Source organism: Methanobacterium aggregans, assembly GCF_017874455.1.
Taxonomy (GTDB): domain Archaea; phylum Methanobacteriota; class Methanobacteria; order Methanobacteriales; family Methanobacteriaceae; genus Methanobacterium_C; species Methanobacterium_C aggregans.
This window is the reverse complement of the sequence record NZ_JAGGLN010000002.1, coordinates 260,528-272,965: the sequence shown is the minus strand read 5'-3', so window position 1 is coordinate 272,965 and position 12,438 is coordinate 260,528. Positions and strand designations below refer to the sequence as shown.

Below are 12,438 nucleotides of genomic sequence, written 5' to 3'. Positions count from 1 at the left end.
ATTCCCATGAATAGATCACTGATTGAAATGAAAGTTACAGTATACCATGCAGACGAGTGCGACCCCAGAAAGTGCACAACAGCTAAACTTCAAAGGCAGGGCAAGATCCGGGTGGTAAATAACATGAACATGCTACCCCGAAGGGGACTTGTTCTGGACCCCTTCTCAGAGAAAGCAGTGTCCCCAGAGGACAGGGAGATCGTTGAGAAAAGCGGTATCGTAGGGCTTGATTGTTCATGGAACAAGATACAGAAATCTTCGGTAATGTTTAAAGGCAAGAAATATCATCGTTTACTCCCATTTCTAGTTGCAGCCAATCCCACCAACTATGGGAAGCCATGCAAACTTTCAACTGCAGAGGCTATAGCAGCAACTTTTTATATAGTGGGACTTAAAGATAATGCTGTTGAAATTATGTCCCAGTTCAAGTGGGGACCTACTTTTCTAGAGCTCAACCATGAGCTTTTAGAGGCATATTCCAATGCTAAAACAAGCATGGAAGTTGTTAAGATTCAAAATGAATTCATAGGAGGCTAAACATGGCTAGATTTGAAGAAGCAGAGAACAGAATCTTCAAGATAAAGATTTGTCTTAAATGTAACGCAAGAAACCCTCCAACCGCAAAAACATGCAGAAAATGTGGTTACAAAGGTTTAAGGTACAAGGCAAAAGAACCAAGAGGCTGAATAAGCCGTTTTAATTTAACTGAGGGGTTTATAAACCCTCAAATGTTAAATTATCCATGGATTTAATTGAACTTGAAGGACCATACTATAAAATCAATAATTTTAAAATTTCATTTATTTACCTTTAATATCCAAATAAATCCTTCTATTTCATTATAAAAATGCATTTTGATTAATTTTTATGAGCATAACCTCTATAAAAAAAATAATCTATGTAAAATTATCAATAATGCTGTAAAATTTTATTATAATTTCTATCATCATTTTGCAGGTGATTCAAGATGAATGTTGAAGATTACCTTAAAGAATCATTGAAAGATCATAAACTGCACCTGACCCTACTGGATCCTGAGGAACAGAGTCCTGAAAAGGCTGTTGAAATAGCCAAAGAAGCGGTTACAGGTGGAACAGATGCCATAATGTTAGGTGGTTCAACAACCAACTCAAATGAGTTGGATGCAACTGCCAAAGCACTTAAAGAAAATATTGATGTTCCTGTTATTTTGTTTCCAGGAAACATAAGCGGCGTAAGCAGGTACGCTGATGCTATTTTATTCATGAGCCTTTTAAACTCAACGAATCCATACTGGATAACAGGGGCTCAGGCACTTGGTGCTCCCACCATTAAGAAAATGGGAATTGAAACTATACCCATGGGATATCTCGTTGTAGAGCCCGGCGGAACAGTTGGATGGGTTGGAGATGCAAAACTCATACCTCGAGCAAAACCAGACCTTGCAGCAGCCTATGCAATAGCAGCAGAGTTCATGGGCATGAAGTTACTGTACCTTGAAGCTGGATCCGGTGCAGGAAATCACATTCCCGCTGAAATGATCGCTGCCGTTAAAAAATCCTCAGACATCATACTCATTGTGGGTGGTGGAATCAGAAGTGGTGAGGAAGCAAGGGAAGTTGCAGCAGCTGGTGCAGATATAATAGTAACAGGAACAGTGGTTGAAAACAGTTCCAACATCCATCAAAAAATATCAGAACTCGTACAAGGCATAAGATCCGCCTGAGATATGGATAAAATTCTTTTTATGATCTTATTCATATTCTAACTTATTTTAAGTTTCAACTTTTTTTTAAATAATTCATCCACTATTTTTCCATTAAAATCTTTTTAGTCCATGTAAATTTTTTTAATTTATATAAAACATCTTTAACTTATTTTTAAATTAATAAAAACCTCTTTTAATTTTTATTTTCCAAAAAAATTTCTACTTAACGCTGTTAATCAGAAAGATAAATAAAAGGTTATATCAATTATCTACATAGATCATCTGAGGTGAAATTTATGGCAAGTTGTGATGTAGACGGATACAAAGAACTTTCGGAGAAAATAAGGGATAAATTAGGGCTAAAAAAATCTCCAGTTGCAATTAAGCTAGTTTTAAAGGAAGAAGATATTCCTGAGGGCATCCCAAAGATAGATGAATCCATTAGGCACTGTGAAATGGTTCAAAAAGCAGCTCAAGGTGCAACTTTTTATGCAACAGTGGATGAAGAGAAGTGTAAAGGTGGAGCTGCAGCATTGGGCCTTATGGAAGCTCCAGAAAAGGTTAAAACAGGTGAAATGTACTACTCACTGAAACGGTTCTCAAGCCTTGGCTCAGCCAAGAGAACAATGGATGCTATACCAAAAATTGACCCGATAATGCGAGCAATAGCATATGCACCACTTGAAACCACACCCTTCGACCCGGATGTTGTTGTGATAATTGCAAACCCAAAACAGGCCATGCTGATGTCCCAGGCAATGGTTTACACCCTAGGGGGTCGTGTTGAGGCGGACTTTGCAGGAATACAGTCAATATGTGGAGATGCAGTTGCAGGCCCTTACACTCGTAAAAGGCCGAATATAACCCTAGGTTGCAGCGGTTCAAGAAGCTATGCTGATATAAACCCGGATGAAGTTATAGTGGGGATGAACGGTGAGAATGTAGGTTGTTTCGTAAATGCATTGGACTCTTTATAATCCCATATTTTTCCTTTTTTTGCATAACTAATTTTTCATGGCCAATATTCGCAGCTGATAATGGGCATTTTTTTGCTTCAGAATATTGTAATAGGAATGAAGTACAATATATGATTATAACTGGGGTGAAAATGTGTCAGATGAAACAGCAGTTTATAAAATACTGGAAGAAGTGAAGGATTTATCTGGGAAAATAAAGGAATATGAAGGAGAAGCAGACCAGGAATTAGTTATTAACTGGGTGTATGATACATTAATACTTGTTGAAAAACTTGGAAAGGTTATGGAAGAATTCGAGGAAAGATTTGAACTTTTAGAAGAGAGCCTTGAGAAATAGTTCCCAAGCAGAGCATGAAAGAACAGCAATCCACAAAGGTAAGTCTGAACTGGGTTAGGTTGGGCTTTGAAATTGACATGCTACTTTTTTTTAAGTTAGTCAAGGCCTTAATATTCACTCAATCTCCAATTTTCCATTCAATTCAGATTCAAAGAGCATAATTTGAATTAGATCCAAAAAATTCCTGAAAAAACTGTCATCTGCCCATTTTTTCCAAAACAAGGAGATAATCATCCCAACGGTTTATGTTAACCAGTTCCAAATCGTTCAGGGCAGGAGAACCGTAGAAAACCACATCATCATCAACCATATTCCTTAAGATAGGATTCAGATTATCCTCACGTCCTGGAAGATACTTCTTCAAAAGATCACTGTGACATACAAAGGGCATCCCAAGTCCCTCTGCACTATCAAGGAAACCAGTTTTCTGCCTTGCCATTACTGAAACGATATTTTCAGGTTCAAAATATTCTGAAGCCTTTTTTATGAGATTTTTAAATGTTTCCGTTGTTATTGTGGGTTGATCTGCAGCAACACAAAGACACAAACCAGATTCAACATTGAAAGCCCCATTTAAAAGTGTTTCAGATAGTTCAACATTTACATCAGGGTTTTCAACAATCTTAACTCTTTCATCATCAAAATCATCAATAACTCCAATTATTTGATGGCTGAAATGGCCCAGAACAACCACAACTTCATCCACACCAGCATTCAAAACGTTTTCAATGGTCCGTATTATAACTGGCTTTCCATGAAGGTCTAGGAGGAGTTTGTGCTTTACTTCAATCCCTCTGGATTTTTGATCCGCTATCATGCGCCTGTTTTTTCCTGCTGCTGTTACTATGGCTGAAATCATTTGAATCACACTGAAATAATTCCTTTAATTTTTTTAAAATCAATCTGATACTACTTTAGCCTTCTTTTTATTTAAGAATGAACTTTTATCTAAAATAAGCTTATTCATCTAAAAAAAAATAAATTTTTCTTAAATTTGAAAACTCTTTCAATTATAAATTGCCTTAAAAAATAAGAAAAAAATAGAAAAGGAAATTTGGATAGTTTTTTTATGCCAATGCAATTGCCTTTGTATATATATGCAGGCCTGCACCACTTCCAGTTGTCCACATCACAATTTTAACAGGATAATCATTTGTATTTTTGAGCAATATCCCGGCACTGGGTTCAAATCCATATAAAACTGCATATTCTCCGCTTGACATTCCTACAGGCAGTGGGAATCCATCTGACATAACGGCACTTCGCAGTGATCTGGCCGCTGGACAAACTCCATGAGTGGCACTGTCTTCTGGTGCATGGGGGTCACTGATTCCCTGAAATCCAACAGTTTCCTTTCCATGTGAGGTTGTGTGCGGGGGTATTATGGTGTTGTTCCAGCCCTTTACAAACTGCATTGCATTGTAAGCCCTAGCAGTTGTACTGTAATTTGCATAGGATCCCAAAACATCGGCACCTGTTCCAACAACAGTTTCTGTTGAAAATTTAGCGTAAACCATTACAGGGCTGCCTGAGGGATAATTTTCCATGTACTCTAAAACATCATTTCCAAAGAATGTTTCTATGTCTTCTGGAGCTACTGGGTTTCTGTTGTCGTTGAAATTGGACAGTCCATAGTTTAATGTTATTTTGGCCCCATTATCTGCTTTGTTGCACCATTTTTTCAGTGTTTTAACTGTAACGTAATTGTGAGGAACTGTACTATTACTTATATCACTGTAGGGCACAGTTTTAACGGTTTTTTCATTTTCCCAGATTTCAAGTCCACTTTTGGTCTTAACACCGTAAGTGTAAGCTTTTTTGAATCCCCATACAAATGTGTCTGGAGGACTCACAACCAGCTTATCTCCTTTTACAAGGAGTATTCCAGGTCCTTCAAATCCCTGAGCAGTTCCATGTGATGAGATATGGGCTCCAGTTAACTCATTCAGGGGTGTTTCAATGGCACCTGTGGTTAAGGCAACAAAAAGATCATAGAATTGCTGTTCTTTGAGATCATTCATTATGTACTCCGGATGATAGATCACAGGCACTTTACGCAGTTTACTTTCATCCACAACATCCATTCCAGACGTAACAGTATTTCCAATAGTTAATGCAGCAATATCCATAGCTTTTTGCTGTGGATAATAGTTCTCTAAAGAGTTACCAACAGGATTCATCGCGATTGCTAATACTATCAATATTAATAGGATAATTATTGGTTTTAGGCGGCGGTACAATAATTCAATCCTCCTTTGAATTTTTAGAAATTTATTATTTCTTAATATAATAGGTCATCACAGTATAAATACTCCTAATAATAGTGGTCCTTAAATTGATCATACAAATGGAATATGATCAACCATGATCCGTTATTACAAGACCAAAAAAAGTATTTCCTGAAAGCATAAAAAAAAGAATTTAAATTATTTTTAAATTTTATATCCCTCAAATAAATCATTGAATTCAAATTAATTAATCATGGCCTTTCAGATTGTTCATACAACTTTTTCTGTATTTGTATAATCCTTTCCTGGCCATTTCCTCCGATGAATATGTTGATGCTCTGATTTGCCTTTACAAGTTCTAATGTAAAATCCACAACTTCAGAAACATTCTCAAGAACTTCTATCACTCCTGAATAGCCTGTGCTTTTAAGGATGTTTAATGCAGTATCAACAGTATCCTCAAGCCCTGGAAACAGTGCCACAACAGGAGGATTTGCCCTGGAAACTTCTTTCAACGTATCTAATCTACACAATTCTCCCTTCCTTGGAGTTCCAATCATAACCACATCAAAAGGAGTTTCCTTAAGCACGGCTGCTGTTGCGGGGGCATTGTCTGTTTTTCCTATGAGGACCCTGGAACCATGAACCTTCAGGAGTTTGGTTCTTCCCTCAACACCTTTAAAATCTCCCAGAGCTGCATTGATTTCATCAGGTGTTACATTTAAAATCTTTCCAACCTCTGATGCAGCCCCAGCATTCTGTCTGTTGAACTTCCCAAAAACATTCAACTTTCCAGTGTACTCCTCAAAAAATATAGTTTTATCTGCACAATCACCTAAATTTTGAAGGCTGGTATCATATCCATTTAAAACAGCTTTTTTACCCTTTAAAAATCTGCATATTGCTTCGCAGTAGTTCTCAATGGATACGTGGAAGTCCATATGGTCTGATCCAATGTTGGTAACCACAACAACATCAAGATCGAAGGTTGCCTTGGAAAAATCAAGGGTCATATCACAGACTTCAACCACCATGACATCGTAATTTTGCTCTGGGTTTCCAAGTTCAGCTTCCAGTATAAGTTGGGTGTAACCCTGAAATCCTCCACCAGCGTTACCTCCAATAAGGACATTCAAACCCTTTTTTTCCAGTATTTCCTTTATCATGAAGCAGGTTGTTGTTTTACCGTTGGTACCTGTAACACCCACTGTGAAAAGGGACTTATGTTGGCTGAAAACATCTGAAAGAAGTTTTTTCTGGGATCTGATCATCTCTGCCATTTTAATGTTCCAGAGTCCGGGACTCAGTACCATTGCATCCGATGAATTGATCTTATCAAAATCATGCCTGCCTAAATCCATATCAAGACCTTTAGCAATGTCCTTTTCATAAATAGCTTCAAAATTGCTTAGATCAATATTTTCATTTATATCTGAGGCATAAACCTGACATCCATAATTTAAAAGGGATTTTACAGCATTTTCACCCTCTTTACCCAGACCAATAACTGATACCTTCATTTTAATTACCATTTTCAATCATTATTTCTATTTTAATCCAAGACAAGTAATTTTCTTCGGTTTTTAATATCTAACCTATGAAATTGTGTTTATTTTTTCATATCTATTAATGGGATAACTGCCATTTTAAAAAAGATTTTTATGTAAAAATTTTATGTAAAAAAATATACAAGTTCTTATGCTTATTTTTATGTATCTGTTTCTACAATAGATATTACAAGAATTAAACTTAAAATTCTTAGGTCTAATAAAGACATAATTCAGGAAATCAAAAGTTATCAAGGTGTCTTAATGAAGAATTTGTCCAGAGAAATAATAAAACGCATAGAAAACATTTCAAGACCCGTTAAAATAATGCATGTTTGCGGATCACATGAACACACCATAATGCAGCATGGAATAAGGTCCCTACTCCCTAAAGAAGTTGAAATAGTTGCAGGCCCTGGATGTCCAGTCTGCTGTGTCCCTGCAAGGGAAGTTGATGAATGCCTGTACCTTGCAAGGCAGGGCGTTACAATAGCAACCTTCGGTGACATGCTGAGGGTTCCAGGAGCAACAGGTTCACTCATGGATGCAAAGGCAGACGGTGCAGATGTAAGAATAGTTTACGGTGTCAACAACGCAGTTGAAATAGCAGAAAAAATTGACAACGAAGTTGTTTTCATGGCTGCAGGATTTGAAACCACAGCCCCAACAACAGCATCTGAAATTGTTTCTGGACCTCCAGAAAACCTCTCATTCCTGTCCTGTCACAGGATGATACCACCAGCCTTGAAGTTCCTAATAGAATCAGGTGAAGTGAACCTAAACGCACTCATAGAACCTGGGCATGTTGCAACCATCATCGGAACAGAACCCTACAATATATTCTCTGAAAAATACAACATTCCACAGGTTGTTGCAGGTTTTAACCCATTGGATGTTCTAATGTCAGTTTACATGATACTCAAACAGTTCAAGGACGGAAAAGCCGAAGTTCAAAATGAGTACAAACGTGCTGTCCGGGATGAAGGTAACGTGAGGGCTCAAGAACTCCTTGAAGAAGTTTTCTACATCACAAGCAGGGAGTGGAGAGGTTTTCCAACGATACCTGACTCTGTCTACGAGATCAGGGACGAGTTTTCCCAGTTCAATACAAGGGAAAAATTCGATATAGAAGTTGAAGAAACACAGGATGTTGTAACAGGATGTATCTGTGGCCCAATACTCCGTGGAATTGCAAGACCTGAAGAATGCAAACTTTTCAAGAAAGAGTGCAATCCAATGAACCCTGTAGGTGCATGTATGGTGAGTAAAGAGGGAACATGTAACATAGCATACAGATATGGGTCCCTGTAATTAGTTGTACCCTTCAGGATTGTTACTTCGATTTTCAAGTTAGGATAAAATGAAAAAAACTAAAAATGGGCGGATATTTAAGTGATTAAAGCTGTAGCTCTGGATGTTGATGGTACCATAACGGATAAAACAAGGAAGGCATGTATAAGTGCAATAAGGGCCATTCGCACAGTTGAGGGTATGGGAATTCCTGTTGTGATAGTCACAGGAAACATATCATGCTTTGTAAATGCAGTATCCATACTCTTCGGCACAACTGGAGGTTTTGTGGCCGAAAACGGAGGGGTGGTTGAGTTTCAGGGAGAAAAACATGTTCTTGGAGACATAGGTAAATGTCAGGGTGCCTATGATTTTTTAAGATCCAACATGGCATGGAACCCTCCAGTTGAGAAGGTTGAATACTCCAACCAGAGGGTGTCTGAAGTTGCATTGAAACGAAACATCCCTGTGGAAATGGTTAAGGATGCACTGAAAAACTTTGAAGTTGAAGTTTACGACTCTAAATTTGCAATACACCTTACAGACCCTTCAGTGAACAAGGGATCATCCCTTGAATTTCTTGCAGGAAAAATGGGAATAAAAACAGGGGATATAATGGCTGTGGGTGATAGTGAGAATGATCTGGACTTTTTAAAAGCTTCAGGTGTTAAGGTTGCCGTTGCAAATGCTGTTTCGGAGCTTAAGGATATTGCTGATTATGTAACTGAGAAACCCTACGGAGATGGGGTTGCAGAAGCTGTTGAGAGGTTTATATTATGATGTATGAGGTAGCGAATAAAACACTGGATATTGCATTGAAACACGCAGAAAATGCGGAAATCTATGTTGAAAGGGAAGAAAGTGTTGATGTTGATATTAAAAACGATAAAGTGGACTTTGCAAAGGAAGTCATATCCCTTGGAGTTGGAGTTAGGGTGATAATTGACGGTAAAATGGGATTTGCACACACAACCAACACAGGAAGCACTGAAGAACTGGGCAGAACAGTTGAAAGGGCAGTTTTCAATGCACACTCCAATGTGGCAGATGAAAACTTTTCATTCGCAGCAAAAGCCAAGTATCCAAGTGTTAAAGGCCTTTACGACAGGAAGATTGAAGCATTTGAGATTGAAGAGGCTGTGAACTTTGCACAGACCATGATAAACACGGTCTCAGATCAAAAATGCCAGCCAACATCTGGAGGATTTGCTGCAGGCTCATACAAAAGTTTGCTTCTAAATTCAGAGGGTGCAGACTGTCAGGACATTTCAACAGGATTTGCAGGGTACATATCCGTCAATGCAGAGGATGGCGAAGCAGTGTCAACTGCCCATGAATCAGACTCATCAACCCACTTCGATGTAAACCCTGAAACCATCGCCCAAAAAGCATGTCAGGTTGCACTTGACTCCAGAGGAGGTAAATCCATAGATACTGGAGATTTAATGGTGATATTGGATTACGACGCAGCTGCAGGTTTACTTTCAACCTTTTCAAATGCACTGAATGCAGACAATGTTCAGAGGGGAAGATCACTTTTTGCAGATAAACTTGGAGAAGAAGTTGTATCAAGTTCTCTTAGCATATACGATGATGGAACCCTTGAAAATGGTCTCAACTCCTCAAACATTGATGGAGAGGGAACACCAACCCAGAAAACAACCTTGATAGAAAAGGGTGTCCTTAAAAATTTCCTCTACGACATATACACATCCAGAAAGGGTGGTGTTGAAAGCACAGGTAATGGTATGAGGGGATCCTATGCAGACATTCCTTCTGTAGGTATGAGCAACTTCATAGTTGAGTTTGGAAGCATCAACGAACTTTCAGAGGTTGAAAATGGAATATTCGTAAGGGATGTTTTAGGTGCACACACTGCAAACCCAATATCTGGAGATTTCTCAGTTGAAGCAATGAATGCCTTCAAAGTAAAGAATGGTGAAATTGCCTACCCTGTGAAGAAAGCCATGATATCTGGAAACATATTCCAAAGCTTAAAAAAGGCATCTGCAGCTTCTAAAACTTCAAAACAAAGGGGTCCATTTGTTATCCCTCAAATATTCATTCAGAACATGAGGGTTGTTGGTTGAATGGTTTAAAAGCATCATTGTTCCCTTTTTTTTATTTATTGTGTAATGTTTTTTGAAGATTTACTGGGAGAATCCATGATGAAAAAGGATTCTGAGGTACACTCTAAGTATGGTTGCTTGTAAAAGCAATATTACTCCATAGTTATTCATAAAAAATTTATAGGAACTACCTTAATTTTATAATATCAAATCAATTCAATATCAAAACTTAAAATTAAATGTATTGTAACTTATGAATGAAATATTAAAGAACCAGATATCTAAATGTCAGGTGGTAACATGATCTGTGAAAACTGCGGAGCTGAAATTAGAGATGGTGAAGAGTACTGCTCAAACTGCGGTATGGAACTTTTCACACCCAAAAGCAATAGGAAACCCGTATCTAAAAAACCCCTTAAAGAAAGGTACATCGATGGGGAGTACCAGGATCAGGAAGACTATGAGGATATCTACGAAAGTTACAGGGACTACGATGAACCCACAACCCCTAGGAAAAGGAACCAAAGTAGATCCAGTTACGAATCTAACTATGGATATGAGGATTATGAGCCTGCAGCTTCCAAGAAGTCCAGTGGTATGGGTGCAACTGTTATAATATTACTTGCAGCATTAATAATTGGCTTCGTGATAGGGATAATGGTGTTCTCTGGAAACTCCCAAATCATTCCCAGCATAAAAGTGGGATGAAACTGATCCTATTCATTTCTCAGCTCTCTTTGTTATTCATTTTAATTCAATTGATCAATCCATACATTTTTTTGATTAATCTGGACAAAATCTCATAAGGATTTAAAATTAAAATCTGTTACCATAAAATTATAAAAAATTATTATAAAAAAAATTTGATGTTCATTGACTTTTTTTCTACACAAAATCCGGAACATTAAAAAAAGATTTAAAAATTAAAGCATGCATCTTATAAGTTTGTTTAAAAAAATAGGAAATTAGAAACTACAAACAGTTGTTGAGCAAAAATTTCCTAGTTTCTATCCTTTTTGTGAGTTCTGCCACCAGTTCCCTGGCCCTTCTTATATCTGACTGCCTGCACATCACAGGAACCTCCATGGATTTTCCCTCAAGGGAGAAATGAACATTTCCAGTCTCCATTGTGAATGCACCGTAAGGACAGGAGTAGGCACACATTCCACAGCCAAAGCAGCGTCTGGTGTTCAATGTGCCTGTGTAAGCTCCTGTAGGACATCTCTCACGCACTATGCAAACCTCACAGTTTCTACAGATGTCTGCATGGTGCACTGGCCTTTCATCAGATCCTTCCCATGCATCAGCATAGTCAGTGAATCCAAGAACACTGTGACGGCCCCTTATATCTGTAACAGGTAATTTAACATCCTTATTCTCTATGAAGGTTTCCTTGAATATACCCTCACTCAGAACTGGAATTGCAGCTGCAACACTGTCAAAGACTTCAGGTCCAGCTCCTGTTTTGAACCCTCCAAGGTAGTGGGGGTCCATATTTTTCATATCAGCGGTTATCATCATGTTGGGTTTCTCAGCACTGCTTCGTGTTCCCTTACCAATAACAAGACCTTCAGAACCATTTAAAAGTACTTTGGAACCTGCACAGATGGTTTTCATGGATGGATCGTTTTGGAGGGGGTTCAGCTCACCACAGCCTGAAAATGTGAACCCTTTAAAGGGTCCTCCCATATTTATGGCGTTGAATATTGATGAAACCGCTTCGGTTGTTGGATTTACAAATGAGTTGTAATTTTTAAAGGCAAGGCGTGTTCCAATCATTTGGGCCGCGCCTAAATCATCCATGGTAACGGTTGATTCAAATTTTTCTCCGTCTATGGATTCAACCTCTATTTTTATCTCCTTTCCACCAACCAGATCCTTGAAAAGGAATCCTCCACCATAGGTGTCATTGTATATGCTGTGATTGGTACCGTAAACAATCATGTCCACGGATCCAAGCCATTCATTGGGGCAGGGTCCTGGAAATCCAGGCACTCCGTTTAGCAGGACACTTTTTGCTTTTTTGAATGCTCCAGGATCTGCAACAGGCACGTGGAGTACTGCAGCTGTTCCAGACATTATTCCGCATGTACCTGTGGTTACAACATCAACATCCTCGGCACGAGGTTCTTCACCATCCCTTACAAGCTGTGATATTTCCTCTGCGGTTAGGACAGTTGCATCTCCACTTTCAATTTTCTTGTTTATTTCTTCTATAGTTCGGATATTCATTCAGGTTCTCCGGGTTATGTTTGTACAGGTAACTCTATTCATAAATTTTTAATGATTTTTTAAGGAAGGTT

Annotated in this window: 13 protein-coding genes; 9 read left to right on the top strand and 4 right to left on the bottom strand. The window is 38.3% G+C overall.

Going from position 1 to position 12,438, the window contains the following annotated elements:
* The first annotated feature begins 27 nt into the window (after window positions 1–27).
* The 5 genes from J2756_RS04075 to J2756_RS04055 all read left to right on the top strand — a co-directional run bounded on the left by J2756_RS04075 (window position 28) and on the right by J2756_RS04055 (window position 3,001).
* A complete protein-coding gene (locus J2756_RS04075) occupies window positions 28–537 on the top strand; it encodes a DUF367 family protein (RefSeq protein ID WP_209582831.1) in 510 nt (169 codons plus the stop codon).
* 2 nt (window positions 538–539) lie between these two features.
* Window positions 540–686 carry a 50S ribosomal protein L40e gene (locus tag J2756_RS04070; protein ID WP_048085552.1) on the top strand — a complete coding sequence of 49 codons (147 nt, stop codon included), beginning with the start codon at window positions 540–542 and terminating at the stop codon, window positions 684–686.
* Between the two features lie 281 nt (window positions 687–967).
* Window positions 968–1,705: a geranylgeranylglyceryl/heptaprenylglyceryl phosphate synthase gene (locus J2756_RS04065; RefSeq protein ID WP_209582828.1), complete on the top strand. Its 738-nt coding sequence runs from the start codon at window positions 968–970 to the stop codon at window positions 1,703–1,705.
* 278 nt (window positions 1,706–1,983) lie between these two features.
* A complete protein-coding gene (locus tag J2756_RS04060; protein ID WP_209582826.1) occupies window positions 1,984–2,664 on the top strand; it encodes a DUF169 domain-containing protein in 681 nt (226 codons plus the stop codon).
* Between the two features lie 133 nt (window positions 2,665–2,797).
* Window positions 2,798–3,001, top strand: coding sequence for a hypothetical protein (locus tag J2756_RS04055; protein WP_209582825.1), 204 nt, complete (start codon window positions 2,798–2,800; stop codon window positions 2,999–3,001).
* Window positions 3,002–3,197: 196 nt separating this feature from the next.
* Here J2756_RS04055 and J2756_RS04050 read toward each other — a convergent pair whose 3' ends face one another.
* The 3 genes from J2756_RS04050 to J2756_RS04040 form a co-directional block, all read right to left on the bottom strand.
* Complete coding sequence (locus J2756_RS04050) at window positions 3,198–3,860, bottom strand: nucleotidyltransferase family protein (protein WP_209582823.1); 663 nt, start codon at window positions 3,858–3,860, stop codon at window positions 3,198–3,200.
* 208 nt (window positions 3,861–4,068) lie between these two features.
* The gene (locus J2756_RS04045) at window positions 4,069–5,241 is read right to left on the bottom strand and encodes a hypothetical protein (RefSeq protein ID WP_209582821.1); all 1,173 of its coding nucleotides are present in this window, start codon (window positions 5,239–5,241) and stop codon (window positions 4,069–4,071) included.
* Window positions 5,242–5,480: 239 nt separating this feature from the next.
* On the bottom strand, window positions 5,481–6,749 hold the full coding sequence (locus J2756_RS04040) for a Mur ligase family protein (RefSeq protein ID WP_209582819.1): 1,269 nt from the start codon (window positions 6,747–6,749) through the stop codon (window positions 5,481–5,483).
* A gap of 267 nt (window positions 6,750–7,016) precedes the next feature.
* On the opposite strand from J2756_RS04040, the gene hypD reads away from it, so the two are divergent.
* The 4 genes from hypD to J2756_RS04020 all read left to right on the top strand — a co-directional run bounded on the left by hypD (window position 7,017) and on the right by J2756_RS04020 (window position 10,843).
* Window positions 7,017–8,087 carry a hydrogenase formation protein HypD gene (gene hypD, locus J2756_RS04035; protein ID WP_342593107.1) on the top strand — a complete coding sequence of 357 codons (1,071 nt, stop codon included), beginning with the start codon at window positions 7,017–7,019 and terminating at the stop codon, window positions 8,085–8,087.
* Between the two features lie 81 nt (window positions 8,088–8,168).
* Window positions 8,169–8,846 (top strand): phosphoglycolate phosphatase, encoded by a 678-nt coding sequence (locus tag J2756_RS04030; protein WP_209582814.1) that lies wholly within the window; start codon window positions 8,169–8,171, stop codon window positions 8,844–8,846.
* A complete protein-coding gene (locus J2756_RS04025) occupies window positions 8,843–10,156 on the top strand; it encodes a TldD/PmbA family protein (RefSeq protein ID WP_209582812.1) in 1,314 nt (437 codons plus the stop codon). The genes J2756_RS04030 and J2756_RS04025 overlap by 4 nt, the downstream gene beginning before the upstream one ends.
* A 279-nt stretch (window positions 10,157–10,435) precedes the next feature.
* Window positions 10,436–10,843: a zinc ribbon domain-containing protein gene (locus J2756_RS04020; RefSeq protein ID WP_209582810.1), complete on the top strand. Its 408-nt coding sequence runs from the start codon at window positions 10,436–10,438 to the stop codon at window positions 10,841–10,843.
* A gap of 264 nt (window positions 10,844–11,107) precedes the next feature.
* On the opposite strand, the gene J2756_RS04015 is transcribed toward J2756_RS04020, so the two are convergent.
* Window positions 11,108–12,367, bottom strand: coding sequence for a methanogenesis marker 16 metalloprotein (locus J2756_RS04015; protein WP_209582808.1), 1,260 nt, complete (start codon window positions 12,365–12,367; stop codon window positions 11,108–11,110).
* Window positions 12,368–12,438: the final 71 nt, after the last annotated feature.